Here is a 22,115-nt window from a genome sequence, read left to right on the forward strand (position 1 = left end):
TCTTACTTGGCTACCGTTAATGTGTATGACAAATGTCATGCGCTTTTCATGATGTTTGCGTCTGTTGCTAGTTATACTCTTGTTTTATGATGAGGTCATAAGCAAAAGGAAACGAGGGAAAAAGGAATGGCAACAGATAAAGAAAAAACGAAGAAATTGCGCCAAGATGTAGCGCCATTTGCGAAATCAGATACAGGTAAAAGTATTTTTCAAATGGTCAATACAATTGTTCCGTTAATTGTCCTATGGATTGCTGGTTATATGTTAGTGGATGTTTCGCCATGGTTAACTGCAGGTTTAAGTATTATTTCTGCTGGATTTGTCGTTAGAACATTTATCATTTTCCATGATTGTACCCACGGTTCATTTTTCAAAAGTAAAAAAGCAAACGACTGGGTTGGCTTAGTAACTGGGGTAATTACATCGTTCCCATATGAAAAATGGAAGCGTGAGCATACAATCCACCACGCAACAAGCTCGAACTTAGATAAGCGTGGTATTGGTGATATTGATATGATGACAGTAGAAGAATATTTACAATGTTCTAAAGGTCAACGTTTATGGTATCGTTTTTACCGTAATCCACTTGTAATGTTCGGCTTAGGACCGTTATACATGGTGTTAATTTTGAATCGTTTTAACCGAAAAGATGCGAAACAAAAGGAACGCACGAATACTTACGTAACAAATATTATAATTTTAGGTATCTGTGTAGGTCTTATTTACGCTATGGGTTGGCAAGCATTTTTATTAGTTCAAGGTGTCACTTTATTTGTTGCTGGTTCCCTTGGAATATGGTTATTTTATATTCAACATACGTACGAGGATTCTTACTTTGAGCACGATTCAGAGTGGGATTATGTAAAAGCTGCTGTTGAAGGTAGTTCGTACTATAAACTACCGAAGCTATTACAATGGGCTACAGGCAATATCGGCTTCCACCACGTGCACCATTTAGCACCGCGTGTACCGAACTATAATCTTGAAAAAGCACATAATGAAACGCCGCCATTGCACTCTGCTACTACAATTACATTGCGTACAAGCTTAGAATCTTTACGCTATAAATTATATGATGAAGATCTTGGCAAATTTGTAACTTTTAAAGATGTAAATGAAATTATAAAACGAAAAGCGAAAGGCAGTATTGCTGCTTAGTAGATTACAACCAGCCATCTCTTTTTGGGATGGCTGTTTTATATAAATAAGGATATGTCCGTTTGAAAGCTACAGGATAGCAAGTGAAGGCGCAAATATTCTTTTCTTGTTATAATGTAGGGAAAAGTAGGAAAGAGCGTGAGATTATGATGAAGAAATGGCATAGTATCATTCCGAATAGTCCTATGCTCAGTGTTTATTTATGGGTTATTTTTTGTTTTCTACCGTTTTTCTTTATATTCAGAAAATCATCGTACATTGAAATATCAATTGGGATTACTTTTTTAATGCTCTATTTTATTTTTTATCGATTTTCTGTGAACGCTAAAAACGGACTAGTGTATATGTGGATTAGCTTTGAAATGGTCATTAATATTATTTTAACTATATTGTATGGTTATGTGTATTTATCGATTTTTACGGCCTTTTTCATAGGCAATATCCGTAGACCTGTTGGCTTTTACATAATGTATGGGCTCCATATCGGTTTTACTGTGATTTCTACAGGAGTTGGCTTTTTTGTAGAGCTACATTTATTTTTATCGCAGCTACCTTTTGTCGTACTAACGATATTGGCAGTGGTACTTCTACCTTTAACGATATATTCGAAAAATAAGCGTGAAAATTTAGAAGGTCAACTAGAAACTGCAAATGAACGAATTGCTGAATTAATTGTCTTTGAGGAACGACAACGTATTGCACGTGATTTACATGATACGCTTGGTCAAAAGTTGTCAATGATTGGTTTAAAAAGCGACTTAGCCTCGAGACTGATTGCTCGTGATCCGCAGCAAGCTTTAATTGAAATTAAGGATATTCGTCAAACAGCTAGTATTGCCTTAAAAGAGGTACGAGAATTGGTGTCAGATATGCGGACAACTAGATTTGAAGACGAGCTTATGCGTATCTCTCAAATTTTAAAAGCGGCAGAGATGGAATTTGTTTTTGAGGGGGATAAGGAATCCTTACATGTTCCACCTCTCGTGGAGAATGTTTTATCTATGTGTTTAAAGGAAGCGGTAACGAACATTGTAAAGCATAGCGGAGCAACTAAATGTGAAATTGCCTTCCATCAGAATTTTAAAGAAGTACACTTAGTTGTTCGTGATAATGGACAGGGTATTACGAAAAAACAAGCATTGAGGTCAGGGAATGGTTTAAAAGGAATGCATGAACGCTTAGAGTTTATAAATGGTTCATTTAAAATAGAAAGTGAAAATGGCACTACATTAACGGTATCTATACCGGTGACTATTACACATCAAAAAGTTAAAGAAAATCTGAAGAACCTATAGAAAGAGGGTTATGGCTTGATACGAATTGTAATTGCTGAAGATCAGGGGATGCTATTAGGCGCGCTTCGTTCCTTACTAAGTATGGAGGAAGATATGGAGGTTGTCGGCTTAGCAAAAAATGGTGAGGAAGCATTGTCGCTTGTAGAAGAGCATCAGCCTGATATTTGTATTATGGATATTGAAATGCCAGTGAAAACTGGACTTGATGCGGCTGAAGAATTGCAGAGCTCAGACTGTAAAGTAATTATATTAACTACATTTGCTAGACCTGGTTACTTCGAACGAGCAAGAAAAGCAGGTGTCCGAGGTTACTTATTAAAGGATAGTCCTATCGAGGAATTGGTGAGTGCTATTCGGACAATCGTAGATGGTAAACGAATTTACGCACCAGAACTTGTTGATTTTGTTTACGAAGACGATAGTGAAAATCCACTAACTGAGCGTGAAAGTCAGGTGTTAACACTTGTAGCTGAAGGTAAAACAACAAAAGAAATTGCAGCAGAGTTATTTTTATCGGCGGGGACTGTGCGCAATTATATTTCAACGATATTAGAGAAGCTTCACGTCGGAAACCGTATTGAGGCTATCGCACGCTTTAAGGAAAAAGGATGGAATAAGTAAGTCTTCTGAATGTACTTTTGATTGGTGAATAGGTATGCTAAAAAACAGAGATTTTATCTATCACTATTCATAAGGGAGCAAGATATATGCAAACAATTACTGGTAAAACGGCTTTAATTACTGGAGCTGGTCGTGGTATTGGCCGTGCAACAGCCATCGCTTTTGCAAAAGAGGGCATCAACGTTGGGCTAGTAGGTCGTACATTAGAGAACTTACAACAAGTTGCAAATCAACTAAAGGCATATGATGTGAAAGTCGCGATTGCTACAGCTGATGTAGCAAATTTGCAATCCATCACAAAGGCAGTAGAAAGTATTCGAGCTGAGTTAGGCCCAATCGATATTTTAGTAAATAATGCGGGGATTTCGAAATTCGGTAAGTTTTTAGAACTTTCACCTGAAGATTGGACGAATATTGTAGATGTAAATGTCAAAGGTGTTTATTACACAACACGTGCCGTCCTACCAGAAATGATTGAACGTGAGTCAGGGGATATTATTAATATTTCATCTACAGCAGGTCAAAAAGGTGCCCCGATTACGAGCGCATATAGTGCATCGAAAGCGGCAGTTATTGGCATGAGTGAATCATTAATGTTAGAAGTTCGAAAACATAATATTCGTGTTGTAACGTTAACACCAAGTACTGTTGCAACTGATATGGCAGTAGAATTACAACTAACTGATGGCAATCCGGAAAAAGTTATGCAGGCAGAAGATTTAGCAGACTTAATGGTAGCCCAATTAAAACTACATCCGCGTGTTGTTTTAAAACATGCAGGTCTATGGTCAACAAACCCTTAAAAAGTAGATGTTCATCAAGTGAAAAAAAACGAGTTGCCAACATGGTGACACAATATAGAGTTAATAAAAGGCATCAAGAGATTTTCTCTCTTGATGCCTTATTTTTTATGATTAGGAATTGAATATACTGTTTAGTTGATTGGAGCGGAGTGAGGCGACTCTTGCGGGAACAGCACAAAACGTAAAACGCAACAAACCGAGCGTTAGCGAGGGTTGCGGCTTACGGTGCGAACGCGGAAAGCGACCATCCGTAGCTGAAATCAACTGCAGTAGTTTAATTTTAACGACAAGTTACTTGTATTATTTTTTGCGCTTTGTTAAGCGGCCAAGAACGAATGCACCAGCTGCTACAGCAAGAACCGTATTCGTTTTCTTTGTAAATACTTGTTTTGTCACAAGGTTAAGATTTTGAGGACGCTCCGCTAAGCGACGCATGAAGTAACCGTACCAATCTTCGCCAAATGGAACGTAGACGCAGAAGTTATAGCCTTCTTTCGCAAGTTCTTTTTGCATATCTGTACGGAAGCCGTATAACATTTGGAATTCAAATTTATCATATGGAATATTGTTATCAGCAACAAAGCGCTTTACGTGTGCAATGACGTTATGGTCATGTGTAGCAATCGATGTAAATTTGCCGTGTAATAAATGATATTCAATCAGTTCGATATAGTTTAAATCGATATCTAGCTTATCTTGGAAGGCTACTTCCACAGGCTCTTTATATGCACCTTTTACGATACGTAAACGGTAGTTTTTAAATTTCTCAAGATCGTCTTTTGCTCGGTAAAAGTACGATTGAATAACAGTGCCGACATTATTAAATGTTTTTGAAAGCTCTTCTACCATATCAAATGATGTTTGTAGACGGCCGTAATTTTCCATATCAAAGTTTACAAAAATATCATAGGCTGCTGCTTTTTCTACAATCTCATATAAATTGTCGTAGCAAAAATCAACATCAATGTCTAAGCCTAATTGAGAAGGCTTTAACGAAATATGTGCATCAACATCGTTTTCATGAATAGCTTCAATGACAGCGAGGATTTGATCCTTAGCTTTTGTAGCTTCTTCTTCATTCGCAACAAATTCCCCTAGATTATCCACTGTGCAAGAGATATTATGTGCGTTTAATTCTTTGATGCTTGCAATCGTTTCTTCTATATTTGTACCAGCTACCACACTTTGGGCACCTAATTTTAAGCCGTATTTTTTAGCAGCACTATTTAATAGTTGGTTTTCAGATAATTGGATGAAAAAATCGCGTAATAACATGGGTCATTCTCCTCACTGCATTTTTCTTACTAGTATAACATATTTATAGAGAATGTCATGATATCACGAAAACAATTATTTCATTTCCAACATCTGTAACCTTTCGTTAAAAAGCACAGGATAGCTTAAAAATCCTATCATTATGCTCGATAATGTTGCGGTTGTTAATAGCGCGAAAATTATTAAAAGTTGAAATTGAACTGCTTGTATAGGGTCTGCACCACCGATGATTTGACCGCTCATCATACCTGGTAATTGTACAAGTCCGATAGTTTTTTGGCTTTCAATGGTTGGAATCATGCTTGCTTTAATGGCATTGATTAGTTGGCGATGAATTGCCTGTTTAGGAGTGCCTCCTAGAGATAAAATGAGTTCAATTTCATTTTGGTGACTTGTAATTTCTGCAGTGAAACGATTTAAAAATAAAATAGATAATACCATTGTGTTCCCAATTAACATACCACTAATAGGAATAATATACTGTGCAGTTGTAGGGACAATACCGAAACCAAGTAAAACACCTTGTGTGACAATTTCCACCACAACAAGCGTAATCATTATTTTCCAAGTGATTCCCTTAATCCCTTTACCGTTTTTACGGGCATTTAACGCTGCAACTAAAATCATTAATGCTACCATTAGAAATATATAAATAAAACTTCCAGCTTCAAAGACGAATTTTAAAATATAGCCGACTGCAAGTAATTGAATAATAGAACGAATCGTTGCAATAACGGTGTCTTTTTCAAGTCCTAGTTTAAACGTTTTTGAAAGTATTAGCGGAATTAATACGAAAATTAATGTCAGCGAAAGTGATGTATAAGTCATGAGTTTACCCCCTGTACAAATTCAGAGACTCTCGGATTACTAGGAGCTTTTAATAATGAGCTTTCTCCTGTTTCAATCAGTTCTCCTCCCATCATGACCCATGTATAATGTCCAATCGTTAATGCTTGCTGTAAATTATGTGTAATCCATATTATCGTGACATTATATTTTTTGTTTAATTTCACAATGAGTGTTTCGATATCTTGTGCGGATTGACGATCTAATGCAGAAGTAATTTCATCTAACAATAATATAGAAGATTGGTTGATTAGGGTGCGCGCAATTGAGACCTTTTGACGTTGCCCACCAGATAATTCATTGATGTCACTTGGTAAAAAGCTTGCATCAAGCCCGACATCTAGTAAATATTGAATGGCATCTTGCTGTGTGAGATTTTGTCCTTGTAAAACAAGTGGAAGTGCTAAATTATCAAAAACGTTTCCATTTATCATAGGTGCTGCCTGAAGGGCAATTCCTACATGCTTTCTTAAAGTAGTAGGCTCATAGGTTGTAATTACCTGGTTGTCAATTAATATACTGCCTTCTGTTGGTGATAGCAGTCCGTTGCACATTTTCAGTAATGTTGTTTTCCCAGCACCGGATGGACCAACAAGTGTTGTAATTTTTCCTTTTGGGAATGAACCAGTAATCGATTTTAAAATGGACTTATCGCTTACTGAAAAACTCACTTGTTGAAGGTGAATAGCGGGCTCAAATAACTTAGTCATGTAGTTGAAACTCCTTTAGGGTTATAGGTAAAATAACTGTAGCATGAAATGATTCGATGCTACAGTTATTTTACATTTTTTGTAGTAAACTTCTAATCGAGTTAGGGGAATGGAATAATGAATATTTTATATGTAGATACACTAACATACGTACAAGGTGATATGTATATTATTGCTTCAGATGAAGGTCTAGTATATATAGGAACACCGAATACATCGTTTGAAGAAGTTGAAAAATGGGCTCAAAAGACGTTTAAAGGCTACAGTTTTGAAGAAAATAAAGAGCAATTAATGCCTTATGTTGAGCAATTAACAGCTTACTTTAATAGGGAGCTTACTGAATTTAATTTACCTATACATGTGAAAGGAACATCATTTCAGCTAGCTGTATGGGATGCGTTGAAAGAGCTGCCGTATGGAACGACGACAACGTATTCTGCAATCGCAGAGCGAATTGGTAATCCAAAGGCGGTAAGAGCTGTAGGTAGTGCAATAGGTGCCAACCCTATATTGGCAATTATTCCGTGTCATCGTGTCATCGGAAAAAACGGTAAGCTAACAGGTTTCCGTAGTGGGCTAACAATGAAAGAATTTTTACTTGAATTAGAAAGAGCTTAATAAATATTTAATGTGTGCTGTTACAATAAAAAGAATCTGCTGGAATCCCATAACTTCAGCAGGGACATCCAGCAAATTCTTGTAATTGCTTCATAGGTGCAATGATTTTAATTTCTAGACATGTTCTTCTGTAACACTCGTTTGGGTTTTACCAAAGTGAGTTAAACGGTGTGCAAATGTTTCACCATTTATAGCAGAGCTTTTAAAAACTTCTTGATATTCATAAGCTGGTGTACCATGTTCGATAACATCTAGCCCAGTGATTTCTTCTTCTACTGAGACACGTAAAGGGACAAATGCTTTAATAATAAATAGACCCGCTGAGACTGAAACGCCAACCCAAGCGATTGTCGCAATTACACCTATTGCTTGAATGCCTAGCAAACTTAGGCCACCACCGTAGAATAGCCCTTGACCGCTAATATCAAATAGCCCGACCGCAAGTGTGCCCCAAATTCCACAAATACCATGAACTGCAATTGCGCCCACAGGATCATCTACTTTTAATTTCCATTCAATAAAGCGGACACCTTCTACTAATAGGGGTGCTGCAATTAAACCGATAATGAGTGAACCGATAATGCTGACGTTCGCTGCGCCGGCTGTAATACCTACGAGCCCTGCTAACGCACCGTTGAGAGTTAGTGAGCCATCAATGTGACCATAGCGGAATTTTGTATAAAATGCAGTAGCAACAACGCCTGCAGATGCTGCGAAAAATGTATTGGCAATTACCTTTGGTACGAGGGTAGGATCTGCAGCTAACGTAGAGGCACCATTAAAACCGAACCAGCCGAACCACAGTAGAAACACGCCTAATGCGCCAAGTGGAATACTATGACCAGTAATAACGTTAACGCGGCCATTTTCGTATTTACCTAGACGTGGTCCAATCATTATTGCTGCTACAAAGGCAGCTACAGCACCTGTTAAATGGACAACTGTAGAACCTGCAAAATCGATAAAGCCTAAATCAGTTAACCAGCCTTGACCGTTCCAAATCCAATGTCCAACTACAGGATAAACAAGTAATGTCATAAGTATAATTACACCGATATAAGCAAAAATATTTGTTCTTTCTGCTACGGCACCAGATAAGATAGTCGCACCTGTTGCAGCAAACATCGTTTGGAAAATAAAGAAGGAAAGGTCATCTACACCATTTAAAGCGAATCCACTTGTTCCGAAGATGCCCCCTGCTGTGTCGCCAAACATTATTGCATAGCCACATAGAAAATAAACAATTCCTCCGAGTGATATAGTTAAGAAGTTTTTCATAATAATGTTTACGGCATTTTTAGAACGTGTGAAACCTGCTTCTACCATTGCAAATCCTGCATGCATGAAGAAAACTAAAATTGTACCAAGCATAACCCAAACTAAATTTACAGATAATATAACGTCATCCATAGCTATTTCCCCCTTAATCTACAGCAATTGATCCGACTTCTTTAGTACGGATACGAATTGCCTGTTCTACTGGATAAATAAATATTTTCCCGTCTCCAACCTTACCAGTTGCAGCATCACGTAATAAAACCTCCACAATCGGTTCTACTTTTTCGTCGTCGATAATCATTTCAAGCTTTAATTTTGGTAAAAACTCAATTTCGTAAGCATTTCCACGAAACAAACCTGTATGACCTAATTGACGACCACAGCCAGCGATTTCAGAAATACTTAAACCTGCAATACCAACCTTTGCAAGTCCGTCTCGTACAATCCCAAATACCTCTGGACGAATAATTGCCTCGATTTTTTTCACTCACACCAGCTCCTTGCGTAAATTTAATTTACATACTATAGGGAGCTGTTTAACGACGCAATTGTTTTTTTGACATTCATGTTAGGTTTTATTACATAGTATATTTCGTTTTTCGTAATAGTTTAGTAAAAAGCTAATTATTAAAGGAATGAAAGCGGTACTTAAATTTGTGTCTAAATTATGAACGGTTCTAAATTTTCTGAATATTCGTGTTAGAAAACCTAACATGGGACAGAAAACGTGTAAAACGCAAGATTTTGGGTATATAGTGTATACTAAGACTAACAATGATAGTGGAAGAAGGGATTTCCTATGAGATCAAACTATGCTGATGATAGCTTAGCGCTACACACAGATTTATACCAAATCAATATGGCAGAGTCTTATTGGGCTGATGGTATACATAATAGAAAAGCGGTATTTGAACTATATTTCAGAAAATTACCATTTGGTAATGGCTACGCCATATTTGCCGGATTGGAACGTATGCTTGAGTATTTACGAGACTTTCGTTTTAGTCAGTCGGATATCGAATATTTACGTCAAGAAGTTGGTTATAAAGAAGATTTCATTGAGTATTTAAAAAACATTCGCTTTACAGGTGATATGTATTCAATGGTGGAAGGGGAACTCGTTTTTGCAAACGAACCTATTGTACGCATTGAGGCACCATTAGTGGAAGCTCAGCTAATTGAGACAGCTCTATTGAATATTGTGAATTACCAAACGTTAATTGCTACTAAAGCAAGTCGCATTAAGCAAATTGTAAAAGATGAAATGGCTATGGAATTTGGTACACGCCGCGCACATGAAATGGATGCAGCTATTTGGGGAACTCGTGCAGCCTATATAGGTGGATTTGCTTCAACTAGTAATGTTCGTGCGGGTAAACTATTTAACATACCGGTAGCTGGTACGCATGCTCATGCGCTTGTACAAGCATATAAAAATGATTATGATGCATTCCACGCCTATGCTAAACGTCATCGTAATTGTGTGTTTTTAGTGGACACATATAACACGTTGAAATCTGGTGTGCCGACAGCGATAAAAGTGGCAAAAGAACTAGGGGATAAAATTAATTTTATTGGTATTCGTCTAGATAGTGGTGATATTGCTTTCTTATCAAAAGAAGCACGTCGTATGCTAGATGAAGCGGGCTTCCCTGATGCGAAAATTGTTGTTTCGAATGATTTAGATGAATACACAATTTTGAACTTAAAGGCTCAAGGCGCACGCGTAGATATGTGGGGAATTGGAACAAAGGTCATTACAGCTTACGATCAGCCTGCGTTAGGGGCTGTCTATAAAATGGTGGCTATTGAAAATGAAGAAGGTCAGTTGGAAGATACGATTAAAATTTCTGCAAATGCTGAAAAGGTTTCGACACCAGGTTTAAAAAATGTTTATCGTATAATCGACTTGAAAAATGGTAAATCAGAGGGCGATTACATTACAATGCACGATGAAGACCCTCAATCCGAAGAACGCATAAAAATGTTCCACCCTGTGCATACATTTGTGTCAAAATTCGTGACGAATTTCGAGGCGAAAAACCTACATCAGCATGTAATTAATAAAGGTGAAATAATTTATCAAAATCCGACGTTGGTAGACATGCGCAATTATGCAGCTGAAAATTTAGAATTGTTATGGGACGAATACAAGCGTGCGATGAATCCAGAAGAATATCCAGTCGATCTAAGTCAAAAATGCTGGGATAATAAAATGCGCAATATAGAAGAAGTGCGCGAAATGGTCAATCGAATTGTGAAAGGTTAAGGAGTGGAGAATGTTATGGCATTACAACAACAAATAATTAAAGAATTAAGAGTTTTGCCAACAATTAATGCACAGGAAGAAATTCGTAAATCCATTGATTTTTTAAAGGCGTATGCATGTCGATATAGCTTTGTTAAAGGATTTGTGCTTGGTATATCTGGTGGACAAGATTCTACTTTAACTGGGAAATTAGCACAACTAGCTATTGATGAGTTAAATGCAGAAGCAGGCGAGGAGAAATATTCATTTTGGGCAGTGCGTTTACCATACGGTGTTCAAATGGATGAACAGGACTGTCAGGATGCCATTGATTTTATTAAGCCTACGAATACTTACACAGTGAATATTAAGGAAGCAGTCGATGCCAGTGTACGTGCTTTAGAAAATGCCGGTGTTTCACTTAGCGATTTTGTAAAAGGGAATGAAAAAGCACGTGAGCGCATGAAAGTGCAATTTTCTATTGCCGCTATGAATAGTGCAGTCGTTTTAGGAACAGACCATGCAGCAGAGGCAATTACAGGTTTCTATACAAAGTTTGGTGACGGTGGGGCGGATTTAATGCCTATTTTTCGACTCAACAAGCGTCAGGGCAAACAATTGTTAGCTGCGCTTGATTGCCCTGAGCATCTGTATTTAAAAGTGCCGACAGCAGACTTGGAGGAAAACCGTCCATCTCTACCGGACGAAGTGGCCCTTGGTTTAACATATGAGCAAATTGATGATTATTTAGAAGGGAAGGAAATTCCCGAGGATGCTCGCGAAACACTAGAGCAACACTATTTGCGATCTCAACATAAACGCCATATGCCTATCACAATTTTTGATGATTTTTGGAAATAAAGCCTGTGAGAATAGAGTTGTACAAAAAAGTGATAGAAACTTATTTGACAATTCTATTCTTTTTTATATATTTTAGTTCTGTTTGCTTAATTCCTTGCATATAATGTCGATATAAATACCTATAAAGTTAGTAAAATAAAAAGGAGGGTAACTAATTATGAGGACTTCTAGTGTAAGTGCGACGACAAGTAGTACTTTTCGTAATGAACAACAGTATTTACATGCTGGTGATCTTAGTCATGACTTTAGCCATAACGCACAGCAACGATTTAAAAAAAGTATTCAAAAAATTAAAGATAAAAAGCTATTAAGTAAGAAGAGACAAATTCAACAACAACGTCACAATAAAATTGAGGCTACTTTTGTTGATAGTGAAGGCAACGTACAAATTCATAATGAACTAAATGAAACAGCCGGAAAGCTGAGCCGTCTTAGCAAGCTAAAGAAGCGTCACAATAGTTACCGAACTTCCATATAAATGTTAATAAAACCCTATACCAAACTTGGTATAGGGTTTTTTTGTTGGTGGATATTACTAAACATTCCTCTATTGATTTCTTTTGAGTTATCGGTGATGCTATCAGCTCGACAAGTAGTGCTTTTGACACTTTAAAATTATGGTTAAAAAAATAAAATTTGTAACTATTTTGTAAGTGGAACGTTATACTACTAGATAGGCTTGTTTTAAAAAACTTCAAACAAGCTATTTTGAGGTCAATACTAAGGGAATACTCTCATAGATTTAAAATAAAATTCGTATATGCGACAACTAATGGCACATTGATTGTGTTACAATGCAGTTTTCGATATGCTTAAACTAAAATTATCGTGCAATTCAAATAATTGGTTTGTGTAAATGGGAGGGGTTTTGTTTTATGAATTTACAAATACAAATGGTATTAGAAAATATAGAAAAAGTAATGATTGGGAAGAGGGAGGTTGCTGAACTTAGTATCGTCGCTTTGCTTGCCAAAGGTCATGTATTACTTGAAGATGTACCTGGAGTTGGTAAGACAATGATGGTGCGTGCACTTGCCAAATCATTTGATGCTCAGTTTAAACGTATTCAGTTTACACCAGATTTACTGCCATCAGATGTTGTAGGTGTCTCTATTTATAACCCTAAAACCATGGAGTTTGAATTTCGTCCAGGACCGATTATGGGCGATGTAGTATTAGCTGATGAAATTAATAGAACATCACCTAAAACACAATCAGCATTACTTGAGGCGATGGAGGAAGCATCAATCACAATAGATGGCAATACACTTGAAATTAACCAGCCATTTTTCGTTATGGCTACGCAAAATCCAATTGAACATGAGGGGACGTATCCACTGCCAGAGGCGCAGCTCGATCGCTTTTTACTGAAAATAAAAATGGGCTATCCGACTAGAGGACAGGAAGTAGAAATATTGCGACGTGCAGAAAACGGTAAGTCCATTGAAAAAATTGATGCTGTACTTACGCTTGCACAATTAATTGAATTACAGGAGCTTGTGCAAGGTGTGTATGTCGAAGACTCCGTAAAAAACTATATGGTTGAGCTAGCTTCTCAAACGAGAGAGAATAACTATGTGTATTTAGGGGTTAGTCCTCGTGCAACAATTGCTTTGATGAAGGCGTCTCAGGCGTATGCGTTTATGAAAGGGCGTAGCTATGTAATACCAGATGATGTTCAACATTTAGCACCATATGTTTTTAGTCACCGATTAGTGCTTAAGCCAGATGCGCGTTATGATGATGTAACAGCAGAGGAAATTATTGAGCGCATTTTGGCGAAAACACCTGTGCCAACAAAGAGGTTTGCAGAGCAATGAAGAAATGGCGTGCTCTTTTTGAGAAAAGTAAACATTTTCTATTAGTGAGCTTTCTAATGCTTATAACGTTTTGTTATGCAATGTTTCAAGGTGGTTTTGTAAGCTGGTTTGTATTTTTCACAGTGAGTCCATTTTTGTTATACGCCTTTATTGTTCAACTTGTTAGGGAGGACATTTATCGCGTAGAGCGAAAAATTGAGCCTTCTCGTGTTGAAAGCGGACAATCTGTTAACGTGACAATTAGTGTTGAAAGAAAAACACGATTTCCATTTGCATATATGCTAGTAGAAGAGCTTGTTGGCAGCACAATGCTAGTTGAGTCAAAGGTACAAGAGAAAGACGCTATCAAATTTGTAGGCTTTAAAAAGGTTTTTAATTGGAGTTATACACTTGAAAGCTTGCCACGCGGTGAACATCGATATTTAGGTGCAAATATAATCTTCTATGATTTTTTCGGATGGGCAAAAAAACGCATTCAGATAGATAAAGAACAAACAGTTCTCGTCTATCCAAGAGTGCATGATATGAAATATGCTACATTACAAGCAAAATTAGATGTTGGGTCTATGATGGCTCCTTATTCCATTGTGAAAGATACATCAATGGCCATTGGTTTACGCGAATATGTTCCAGGTGACCGCTTTTCGTGGATTCATTGGAAATCTTTTGCGAAAACACAAACGCTACAGTCGAAGGAGTTTGAAGATCGTCAATCTCAGGAACTTCTGTTAATGCTTGATGAAGGTGCTTCTCAATTATTTGAAGAGAAAATTGAGCTGGTAGCTTCGATGCTTAAAGCAATAGTGCAAGGTCGTGGAGAAATTTCTTTTGTGTCAACAGGCGCAAAGACGAAAGTGTTCACATCCATTCAAGGGGAAAAGCAGCTAGATCGAGTGATGCATCATTTAGCTAGTGTGAAACCGAGTGAAAATGGACAATTCCGGTTACGCGATCAACAAGTTTTTCAGCGTGTTGCAACACTTTTATATGTTACGAGTGATATATCAGATGAACTATTACATACTTTAGGTAATTCGGTGAAAAGCTGTATTTGTTTTGTTGTGGCACAACAGACACAAGCACAGTCTGATGTAATAAAGCGTTATAAACATATTCAAGTCGTTTATGTAGACCCAACAGATTTTTACCACTTGTTCACGGAGGTGATGAAGCCGTGAAAAAATCACTAGAAAGTTTTATTGAACTGGCTATAGCTTATATCATTATTTTCTTTATATTACGTGAGTGGTTAATACCAGTAATGCAATTAACAAATACAGGTGTAAGTCATTTGTTTTTAGTTTTTATTGGCTTAGCACTAGTATTGTGCCTATTTAAAGTTCGGCCGTTATTGTCGGGGCTTGTGAAGTTAGGCTACATTACATGGTTCGTTATATTTGTTTATAGCGAGAACCCCTTTTTCTCAGGTCATACTATTCCATTTTTAGTGAATGAAGTGACATTGAATATGGTGAACATTTTTTCAGGGAATTTCGGACAAGTATCAGATGCATTTAGAACAGTACTGTTTTTGGCTTTGATCTGGATGTTAATTTATTTAATTCACCATTGGGTTACTGTGCATTATAATATTTTCTATTTCTTCGTACTAACTGTATTTTTCATCGCTACTCTTGATACTTTCAGCGAATATAATGGAAAACCGGCTATTATTAAAGTAGTAGTACTAGGTCTTATTATGACGGGTGTACTTTTCTTAAAACGTTTAAGACTACAAGTTGATGCGCCAAGTGAGCTATTTAGAAAGTGGAAAATTATATTGCCGATGTTAATTTCGGTGGCACTCATTAGTGTGGTAGCATTCTTTTTACCGAAAGCAGGACCTACGTGGGCTGATCCAGTACCATTTATTAAAGGAGTGACAGGACAAGGCGTAGGTGATGGTCAAAAAACAGTTGGCTATAGTGATGATGATAGTAGATTAGGAGGACCCTATAAAGGTGATAATACATTAATTTTCACTGCAACTTCCCGCGACCGTCATTATTGGCGGATAGATACAAAAGATACGTATACATCAAAAGGTTGGGTATTGTCTGGTGAATATATAGGGGAAGCAGTTTTTGAAAATGATACCCCAATCTTTACTTCTCTGCCTGTTGGACCAACACAGAATGAACGACAAATACAGATGGAAATGGCGGTACCGATGCCATTTTTAATTCAAACGTATGGTATGCTGTCTGTTTCGGCAGAGGATCCAACATTGTATGTACAGGATGGACAAACGGAAAAAATAGTGACGAAACAACCAAGTGGCGAATTAGTAACTATGAGTAATGGTAGTAATAAATTACTGTCAAGTTACACGATATCTTATAGTGAACCAAATTACAGCTTGCAACAACTTCAAAGGTCAGAGCCAGCTATGTTAGAAACATTAGATAGTTCCTATAATCGTTTCTTACAATTACCTAATACGCTTCCGCAGCGTGTACAAGATTTAGCGATTGATATTACGCGCGATAAACCATCGATATATGAAAAAATAAAGGCGATAGAAGGGTATTTTTCAAAAGGTGACTTTAGTTATGATAAAACAGCTGCTGCCTATCCTTCCGAAAATCAAGATTATGTAGATCAATTTCTGTTCGATACGAAAGTAGGATACTGTGATAATTTCTCTACATCAATGGTCGTCATGCTTCGGGCTATTGGTATTCCTGCCCGTTGGGTGAAGGGTTTTGCACCAGGTAATGCAGGTGGATTGTCTGATGGTTATCGCGAATATACGATAACAAATGATAATGCACATTCATGGGTAGAGGCGTATGTACCTGGTACAGGTTGGATAGAATTTGAACCTACAATTGGTTTTTCTGGTACTGTTAACATCAATTATGATTTGCAACGAGATGCTCCTCAGCAAGAACAGGAACTGCAACCGGAAGAAAAACCAGAGCAACAACAAAAGAAAGAACAACCCACTAAGAAAACAACTACGCAATCAGCATTTAGTTTTGATAGTGTATGGACGTGGATAAAAACATTAAAATATGTTTGGTTGGTACTCATTGTCTTGCTAATAATTATGGGTGTGACATTATTTGTACAACGAAAAACATGGATTCCTAAAATGCATGTGCGTGCCTATCGTAAAAAAGAAGCGGATTGGACGAACTTTGATTCATCTTATCAGGCATTAACGAAACAATTAGTACGCATTGGCTTAAGTCGAAAAAATGGCGAGACATTACGAGCGTTTGCTGAACGGGTGGATGCCGCTTTAGAAACGGAAGAAATGCGGAAGTTAACAGCGGTATACGAGCAACATATTTATAGCAAGAATACGCAGAATGTTGACTACGTTAAACTGAGAGAAAGTTGGGAATATTTAATCAATCGCACAATCAGTTGATTTTAATGGGCACAAAGAGTAAAATGAAAAAAATTATATATGATTAGGATGGCTTTCATATAAGTTCGAAAATAGGGTTCGGATGTTTCTACGAAATCACCGTAAATGATTTCTCTATGAAGGTGAATGTTTTGGTTAGGTGAGGAGTTTTTATAAATCACTTTTCTTTGTTACGCATTCCCCTTTATATATCATGAACTTATGGACGCGTAGGAAGTTTTTTTACTTTCATACGCGTTTTTCTTTGAACATATGAAAACGTCCTTTAAAAATACAAGAAGAGGTGGAAATATTGTCAGCAAGCCCTTTATTAAAAGAGCAAGAAAAAATCGTCGTTCTAGACTTCGGTAGCCAATTTAACCAATTAATTACACGTCGTATCCGTGAGTTCGGTGTCTTCAGTGAATTACATCCCCACACGATTACAGCAGAAGAAATTAAAGAAATGAACGCAACAGGTATCATCTTTTCAGGTGGTCCTAACTCAGTTTATGATGAGAATGCTTTCCATGTAGATCAAGCCATTTTTGAATTAGGCTTACCAATCCTAGGTATTTGCTATGGTATGCAATTAATGGCTTATACTCAAGGCGGTAAAGTTGAAGGCGCTGAAACACGTGAATACGGTAAAGCGGAAGTTCAAGTGACTGCTGCAAATAAATTATTCGGTGAATTACCAACAGAACAAATCGTCTGGATGAGCCATGGCGACCACGTAACAGAAGTACCTGCTGGCTTTGAAATCATCGCAACAAGTGCATCTTGCCCAATCGCTGCTATGGCAAACGTAGAACGCAAATTATATGCAGTACAATTCCACCCAGAAGTTCGTCACTCTGTATATGGTAACGATTTACTACGTCAATTCGTATTCGATATTTGTGGTGCTAAAGGCGATTGGTCAATGGCGAACTTTATCGAAATTGAAATCGCAAAAATTCGCGAAATTGTTGGCGATAAAAAAGTATTATGTGCACTTTCAGGCGGGGTAGACTCTTCTGTTGTTGCAGTACTTATTCATAAAGCGATTGGTGATCAGCTTACATGTATGTTCGTAGACCACAACTTAAACCGTAAAGGTGAAGTTGAACAGGTCATGAAAACTTTCACGGAAGATTTCGATATGAACCTAATTAAGATTGATGCACGTCAACGCTTCATGGACAAACTTGCAGGTGTGTCTGATCCAGAGAAAAAACGTAAAATTATCGGTAATGAGTTTATTTACGTGTTCGATGAAGAAGCTTCAAAACTAGAAGGTATGGATTTCCTTGCACAAGGAACTTTATACACAGACATCATTGAATCTGGTACATCTACTGCTCAAACAATTAAATCTCACCATAACGTAGGTGGTCTTCCAGAAGATATGCAGTTCCAATTGATTGAGCCATTAAAAACATTATTCAAAGATGAAGTTCGTGCACTTGGCTTAGAGCTTGGTCTTGATGAAAAAATCGTTTGGCGTCAACCATTCCCAGGTCCTGGTTTAGGTATTCGTGTACTTGGCGAAGTAACAGAAGAAAAACTTGAAATTGTTCGCGAATCTGACTTCATCTTACGTGAAGAAATCGCAAAAGCTGGCCTTGAACGCGACGTTTGGCAATACTTCACGGTATTACCTGATATTCGTTCAGTAGGCGTAATGGGCGATGCTCGTACGTATGACTACGCAATCGGTATCCGTGCTGTAACGTCTATCGACGGTATGACTTCTGACTGGGCACGTATCCCTTGGGATGTACTAGAGAAAATCTCTGTTCGCCTAGTAAACGAAGTAAAACACGTAAACCGCGTGCTGTATGATATTACTTCTAAGCCACCAGCAACGATTGAGTGGGAATAATAGCTAATAGCAAGAGTCCTAAAAGCCCTAGTAACACAGGGTTTTAGGGCTTTTTTTATTGCTGTGACATTTCGAGTATCCATACTCTTTTATTTTATACTTGAAAGTTATCTGATATGTCCCAAGTGTTGTAACCATTGAACTTTTCTGGTCGTTTTAACTGAAAATATTTCAATGATATAAACTAATGTAGAGAGGACAAAATTGCTGGCAAAGCATTAGATATAGTAAACTAAATTTATGTAAAATGATTACGCTGTTGTTTAATTTAGGGGGATTAAAATGGAGAAAAGTATAGCGACGATTTATACACTTGCTGTTGGTATGCCGAAAGAATTGGACTATAGTAAAGGGCGATCAATGATTACAGGGATTGAAAAGCGGAAAGTGCACGAAGTTTATTTGGCTACTCGTGGATTTGAGGGAGATGATGTGGCAGATAAAAAGCATCATGGTGGACCTGATCGTGCTGTTTGTCTATATCCTGCGGAGCATTACGGACAATGGGAAAAGGAACTTGGAAAAGCATTGCCAACAGCAGCATTTGGTGAGAACTTAACGGTAACAAATATGCTGGAAGCGGATGTTTGTATTGGAGATATTTATAGAATTGGTGATGCCGTCATTCAAATAACGCAAGGACGTATTCCGTGTAGTACGATTGATAAATATACAAAGGCAGACACATTACTTAAACGATTAATTGAAACAGGTTATACAGGCTTCCTAGCGCGTGTGCTAAGTGAGGGAACAATCTGTGCAGATTCGAAAATTGAAATAGTTGAAAGACACCCTGCTCGTATATCGGTTTTACATTGCAACGAAGTATATTTTAAAAACAATAACGCACTCGCGATGAAACGGATTCAAGCAGTAGATGCATTAGCGATGGATTGGAAACTAAAATTAGAAAAAAGAATTCAATTATTAGAGAGCCGAGTAGAGAAGTAAGGTGAATGGTAGGAGCTCTTACGTAATTGGTATTTGAGGTTTTGTATTTATTGCCTAAGGACTTCTTGTTGTGTGGGTGTAGGGCGAGTAATTGATATAAAAGCCTTTGGCACATTTACATATATTTGAAAAGCTCCCTCTTAAGTGAGCATACATTATAGGGAGCTTTTTTTGACTAATCAATAGTTAGTTACATTCGTGTTTTCAAAACAAAAACAAAATATAAAATGCGAAATGGGCGATTATAGCCTTTAATCAAAAATAAAAAACAGGAAAAGCAACTTGTATAAGTGTAGTACTTTTCCTGTTTTTTTACGCTGTTTTTACAAAATCAGAACATTAATACCGTATTTTACACGAACTTTCGTATTTTTTTCATAAGAAATGTTCGGAAATGGGGTTGAAATCTAAAAAACGAAATGATATATTACGATTGTAAAGTAAATAAGTCGTCGTATAATGTCGGGAATATGGCCCGTGAGTTTCTACCAAGTTACCGTAAATAACTTGACTACGATTTTAGTTTTTATACGGATGTATAATAACTAATTTATTTCACACATTATTAGTGATGAAATGTATCGTAGACATGCGACTAGTAGAATAGTCAGCGTGTCTTTTTTGTTTTCGATATTGAAGACGACAATATGGAGGATATTTTTAAAATGAAAAAATATTTCATGTTCGATGAATTAGGTACTAATTATCGCCGCGAAATAATTGGTGGTATTACAACATTCCTTGCTATGGCATACATTTTAGCTGTTAACCCAGGGATTCTGGAAAGTGCGGGAATGGATAAAGGTGCTGTGTTCGTGGCAACAGCATTAGCAGCAGCAGTCGGTTCTTTGATTATGGGTATTTTCGCTAAATTCCCAATCTCATTGGCGCCAGGTATGGGATTAAATGCATTCTTTGCCTTCACGGTAGTAGGGACGTATGGCATTCCTTGGCAAACAGGTTTAACAGGTGTGTTCTTCTCGGGGATTATATTTATTATCCTTTCATTAACAGGTATTCGTGAAACAGTTATTAATGCAATTCCAGCACAACTTAAATATGCTGTATCAGCTGGTATTGGTTTATTTATTACATTTGTAGGGTTACAAGGAGCTGGAATTGTAGTCGATAGTCCAGCAACTTTAGTAACACTAGGAGCATTTACAGGTTCAACTCTTTTAGCAGTATTCGGTATTATTATTTCAATCATATTAATCCTTAAATTCCGTAGTGTCGGTATTTTCTTAGGAATGGTTATTACAGCAATCGTTGGTATGATTACGGGTGTTATTGCAGCACCTGAAGCTGTTGTATCATCAATACCAAGTGTAGATTCAACATTTATGGTTGCACTTAACCCAATTATTCATGACTTCGGTTCGTTAATAAACGTTAAATTTTTAGTTGTTGTATTAACATTTTTATTCGTTGACTTTTTCGATACAGCCGGCACATTAATGGCTGTGGCAACACAAGCTGGATTAGTAAAAGACGATAAATTACCACGTGCAAGCCGTGCACTTATGGCAGATGCACTAGCAACAACAATTGGTTCTTTATTTGGTACTTCAACAACTACTGCTTATGTAGAATCAACTTCTGGTGTAGCGGCAGGTGCTCGTTCAGGTTTTGCTGCAGTTGTTACAGCTGTATTATTTATAGTAGCACTATTCTTCTCACCATTACTTGCGGTCGTTACTTCAGCAGTAACAGCACCAGCACTTGTTATCGTAGGTGTGTTAATGGTTTCGTCACTACGTTTAATTGAGTGGGATAAATTCGAGATTGCTGTTCCAGCGTTCTTCACTGTTTTAATGATGCCTCTTGGCTATTCCATCGCAACAGGGATCGCAATTGGTTTCGTATTCTACCCAGTAACAATGCTTTTAGCAGGTCGTAAAAAAGAAATTCACCCAATGATGTACGGATTATTCTTCGTCTTCCTTGCATACTTTATCTGGGTTCGATAATGTAAAGCCGAAATGGGCTCTGCTTAGTGAAAACTAAGTGGAGCTTTTTTCATTTAAAATTGTTTGAGTGCCTGGCACTTAATAATATAGAAGAAACTACTATCGTATATTGACTGAATAGTTTTATTTCAATTAAAGACTTGCAAACTATAATGTGAGATGATATATTTAAACACGTTGTTACGAAACAAGCGAACAACATACAGAAAGAAAATAATAGTTGACATCATATTGAATGTATGTTAAATTATAAAAAGTTACTTATTAAGTAGCTAGCAAAATGAACCTTGAAAACTGAACAAGCAAAACGTAATCAATATAGTTTTTACTAGCTAACATATGTTAGTGAACAAAACAAAATTTTGGACATCAAAATTGATGCCAGCAAAACAATTTGAGCTAATCAAATTTCTTTTATGGAGAGTTTGATCCTGGC

19 protein-coding genes and 2 riboswitches are annotated in these 22,115 nt (G+C 37.2%); of the genes, 14 read left to right on the forward strand and 5 right to left on the reverse strand.

From position 1 onward, the window contains the following. Positions 1–126 precede the first annotated feature (126 nt). The 4 genes from desA to ACIQXJ_RS23475 all read left to right on the forward strand — a co-directional run bounded on the left by desA (position 127) and on the right by ACIQXJ_RS23475 (position 3,877). Positions 127–1,158 (forward strand): Delta(5) desaturase DesA, encoded by a 1,032-nt coding sequence (desA, locus tag ACIQXJ_RS23460; RefSeq protein ID WP_403058304.1) that lies wholly within the window; start codon positions 127–129, stop codon positions 1,156–1,158. 149 nt (positions 1,159–1,307) lie between these two features. Continuing rightward, positions 1,308–2,453: a sensor histidine kinase gene (locus ACIQXJ_RS23465; protein ID WP_483869694.1), complete on the forward strand. Its 1,146-nt coding sequence runs from the start codon at positions 1,308–1,310 to the stop codon at positions 2,451–2,453. Positions 2,454–2,468: 15 nt separating this feature from the next. Then, entirely contained in the window at positions 2,469–3,074 is a 606-nt protein-coding gene (locus tag ACIQXJ_RS23470) for a response regulator (RefSeq protein ID WP_403058301.1), read from the forward strand. Between the two features lie 86 nt (positions 3,075–3,160). Beyond that, positions 3,161–3,877, forward strand: coding sequence for a 3-ketoacyl-ACP reductase (locus tag ACIQXJ_RS23475; RefSeq protein WP_403058299.1), 717 nt, complete (start codon positions 3,161–3,163; stop codon positions 3,875–3,877). A gap of 300 nt (positions 3,878–4,177) precedes the next feature. Here ACIQXJ_RS23475 and ACIQXJ_RS23480 read toward each other — a convergent pair whose 3' ends face one another. From ACIQXJ_RS23480 to ACIQXJ_RS23490, 3 genes are all read right to left on the reverse strand, one after another. Continuing rightward, positions 4,178–5,152, reverse strand: a complete 975-nt coding sequence (locus ACIQXJ_RS23480) for a proline dehydrogenase family protein (RefSeq protein WP_403058296.1) — start codon at positions 5,150–5,152, stop codon at positions 4,178–4,180. A gap of 75 nt (positions 5,153–5,227) precedes the next feature. After that, on the reverse strand, positions 5,228–5,980 hold the full coding sequence (locus ACIQXJ_RS23485) for an ABC transporter permease (protein WP_403058293.1): 753 nt from the start codon (positions 5,978–5,980) through the stop codon (positions 5,228–5,230). Then, positions 5,977–6,708, reverse strand: a complete 732-nt coding sequence (locus tag ACIQXJ_RS23490) for an ABC transporter ATP-binding protein (protein ID WP_403058290.1) — start codon at positions 6,706–6,708, stop codon at positions 5,977–5,979. Before ACIQXJ_RS23490 ends, ACIQXJ_RS23485 begins: the two co-directional genes overlap by 4 nt. Positions 6,709–6,825: 117 nt before the next feature. On the opposite strand from ACIQXJ_RS23490, the gene ACIQXJ_RS23495 reads away from it, so the two are divergent. Next, complete coding sequence (locus tag ACIQXJ_RS23495; protein ID WP_403058287.1) at positions 6,826–7,326, forward strand: methylated-DNA--[protein]-cysteine S-methyltransferase; 501 nt, start codon at positions 6,826–6,828, stop codon at positions 7,324–7,326. A gap of 114 nt (positions 7,327–7,440) precedes the next feature. Here the strand turns inward: ACIQXJ_RS23495 and ACIQXJ_RS23500 are convergent, their stop codons facing one another. Beyond that, positions 7,441–8,736 carry an ammonium transporter gene (locus tag ACIQXJ_RS23500; RefSeq protein ID WP_403058284.1) on the reverse strand — a complete coding sequence of 432 codons (1,296 nt, stop codon included), beginning with the start codon at positions 8,734–8,736 and terminating at the stop codon, positions 7,441–7,443. A gap of 13 nt (positions 8,737–8,749) precedes the next feature. After that, positions 8,750–9,091 carry a P-II family nitrogen regulator gene (locus ACIQXJ_RS23505; protein ID WP_401014606.1) on the reverse strand — a complete coding sequence of 114 codons (342 nt, stop codon included), beginning with the start codon at positions 9,089–9,091 and terminating at the stop codon, positions 8,750–8,752. A 312-nt stretch (positions 9,092–9,403) separates the two neighbouring features. Here ACIQXJ_RS23505 and ACIQXJ_RS23510 point away from each other — a divergent pair, with 312 nt between their 5' ends. The 9 genes from ACIQXJ_RS23510 to ACIQXJ_RS23550 all read left to right on the forward strand — a co-directional run bounded on the left by ACIQXJ_RS23510 (position 9,404) and on the right by ACIQXJ_RS23550 (position 21,679). Next, positions 9,404–10,873: a nicotinate phosphoribosyltransferase gene (locus ACIQXJ_RS23510; RefSeq protein ID WP_403058281.1), complete on the forward strand. Its 1,470-nt coding sequence runs from the start codon at positions 9,404–9,406 to the stop codon at positions 10,871–10,873. A gap of 15 nt (positions 10,874–10,888) precedes the next feature. After that, positions 10,889–11,713 carry an ammonia-dependent NAD(+) synthetase gene (gene nadE, locus ACIQXJ_RS23515; RefSeq protein WP_403058278.1) on the forward strand — a complete coding sequence of 275 codons (825 nt, stop codon included), beginning with the start codon at positions 10,889–10,891 and terminating at the stop codon, positions 11,711–11,713. Between the two features lie 157 nt (positions 11,714–11,870). Next, complete coding sequence (locus ACIQXJ_RS23520; protein ID WP_403058275.1) at positions 11,871–12,191, forward strand: NAD synthetase; 321 nt, start codon at positions 11,871–11,873, stop codon at positions 12,189–12,191. Between the two features lie 397 nt (positions 12,192–12,588). Next, complete coding sequence (locus ACIQXJ_RS23525) at positions 12,589–13,533, forward strand: AAA family ATPase (RefSeq protein ID WP_401014595.1); 945 nt, start codon at positions 12,589–12,591, stop codon at positions 13,531–13,533. Beyond that, the gene (locus tag ACIQXJ_RS23530; protein ID WP_403058272.1) at positions 13,530–14,711 is read left to right on the forward strand and encodes a DUF58 domain-containing protein; all 1,182 of its coding nucleotides are present in this window, start codon (positions 13,530–13,532) and stop codon (positions 14,709–14,711) included. The genes ACIQXJ_RS23525 and ACIQXJ_RS23530 overlap by 4 nt, the downstream gene beginning before the upstream one ends. Then, positions 14,708–16,912: a transglutaminase TgpA family protein gene (locus ACIQXJ_RS23535; protein ID WP_403058269.1), complete on the forward strand. Its 2,205-nt coding sequence runs from the start codon at positions 14,708–14,710 to the stop codon at positions 16,910–16,912. Before ACIQXJ_RS23530 ends, ACIQXJ_RS23535 begins: the two co-directional genes overlap by 4 nt. A 35-nt stretch (positions 16,913–16,947) precedes the next feature. Then, positions 16,948–17,049: riboswitch (purine riboswitch) on the forward strand. Positions 17,050–17,204: 155 nt separating this feature from the next. Continuing rightward, entirely contained in the window at positions 17,205–18,758 is a 1,554-nt protein-coding gene (guaA, locus tag ACIQXJ_RS23540) for a glutamine-hydrolyzing GMP synthase (RefSeq protein ID WP_403058266.1), read from the forward strand. A gap of 282 nt (positions 18,759–19,040) precedes the next feature. Next, a complete protein-coding gene (locus tag ACIQXJ_RS23545; protein WP_403058263.1) occupies positions 19,041–19,709 on the forward strand; it encodes an MOSC domain-containing protein in 669 nt (222 codons plus the stop codon). A 432-nt stretch (positions 19,710–20,141) separates the two neighbouring features. Beyond that, positions 20,142–20,243: riboswitch (purine riboswitch) on the forward strand. 131 nt (positions 20,244–20,374) lie between these two features. After that, a complete protein-coding gene (locus tag ACIQXJ_RS23550) occupies positions 20,375–21,679 on the forward strand; it encodes an NCS2 family permease (RefSeq protein ID WP_401014580.1) in 1,305 nt (434 codons plus the stop codon). The last annotated feature ends 436 nt before the right edge of the window (positions 21,680–22,115 follow it).

This window comes from Lysinibacillus sp. NPDC097868 (assembly GCF_044761135.1).
Lineage (GTDB): Bacteria > Bacillota > Bacilli > Bacillales_A > Planococcaceae > Lysinibacillus.

Bases quoted from the DNA above. Each gene is read 5' to 3' on its own strand.
- ACIQXJ_RS23500 (WP_403058284.1), bottom strand. From the start codon at position 8,736: ATGGATGACGTTATATTATCTGTAAATTTAGTTTGGGTTATGCTTGGT.
- ACIQXJ_RS23480 (WP_403058296.1), bottom strand. From the start codon at position 5,152: ATGTTATTACGCGATTTTTTCATCCAATTATCTGAAAACCAACTATTA.
- ACIQXJ_RS23525 (WP_401014595.1), top strand. From the start codon at position 12,589: ATGAATTTACAAATACAAATGGTATTAGAAAATATAGAAAAAGTAATG.
- ACIQXJ_RS23495 (WP_403058287.1), top strand. From the start codon at position 6,826: ATGAATATTTTATATGTAGATACACTAACATACGTACAAGGTGATATG.
- ACIQXJ_RS23490 (WP_403058290.1), bottom strand. From the start codon at position 6,708: ATGACTAAGTTATTTGAGCCCGCTATTCACCTTCAACAAGTGAGTTTT.
- ACIQXJ_RS23485 (WP_403058293.1), bottom strand. From the start codon at position 5,980: ATGACTTATACATCACTTTCGCTGACATTAATTTTCGTATTAATTCCG.
- ACIQXJ_RS23550 (WP_401014580.1), top strand. From the start codon at position 20,375: ATGAAAAAATATTTCATGTTCGATGAATTAGGTACTAATTATCGCCGC.
- ACIQXJ_RS23465 (WP_483869694.1), top strand. From the start codon at position 1,308: ATGAAGAAATGGCATAGTATCATTCCGAATAGTCCTATGCTCAGTGTT.
- ACIQXJ_RS23545 (WP_403058263.1), top strand. From the start codon at position 19,041: ATGGAGAAAAGTATAGCGACGATTTATACACTTGCTGTTGGTATGCCG.
- ACIQXJ_RS23510 (WP_403058281.1), top strand. From the start codon at position 9,404: ATGAGATCAAACTATGCTGATGATAGCTTAGCGCTACACACAGATTTA.
- ACIQXJ_RS23530 (WP_403058272.1), top strand. From the start codon at position 13,530: ATGAAGAAATGGCGTGCTCTTTTTGAGAAAAGTAAACATTTTCTATTA.
- ACIQXJ_RS23475 (WP_403058299.1), top strand. From the start codon at position 3,161: ATGCAAACAATTACTGGTAAAACGGCTTTAATTACTGGAGCTGGTCGT.
- desA (WP_403058304.1), top strand. From the start codon at position 127: ATGGCAACAGATAAAGAAAAAACGAAGAAATTGCGCCAAGATGTAGCG.
- nadE (WP_403058278.1), top strand. From the start codon at position 10,889: ATGGCATTACAACAACAAATAATTAAAGAATTAAGAGTTTTGCCAACA.
- ACIQXJ_RS23520 (WP_403058275.1), top strand. From the start codon at position 11,871: ATGAGGACTTCTAGTGTAAGTGCGACGACAAGTAGTACTTTTCGTAAT.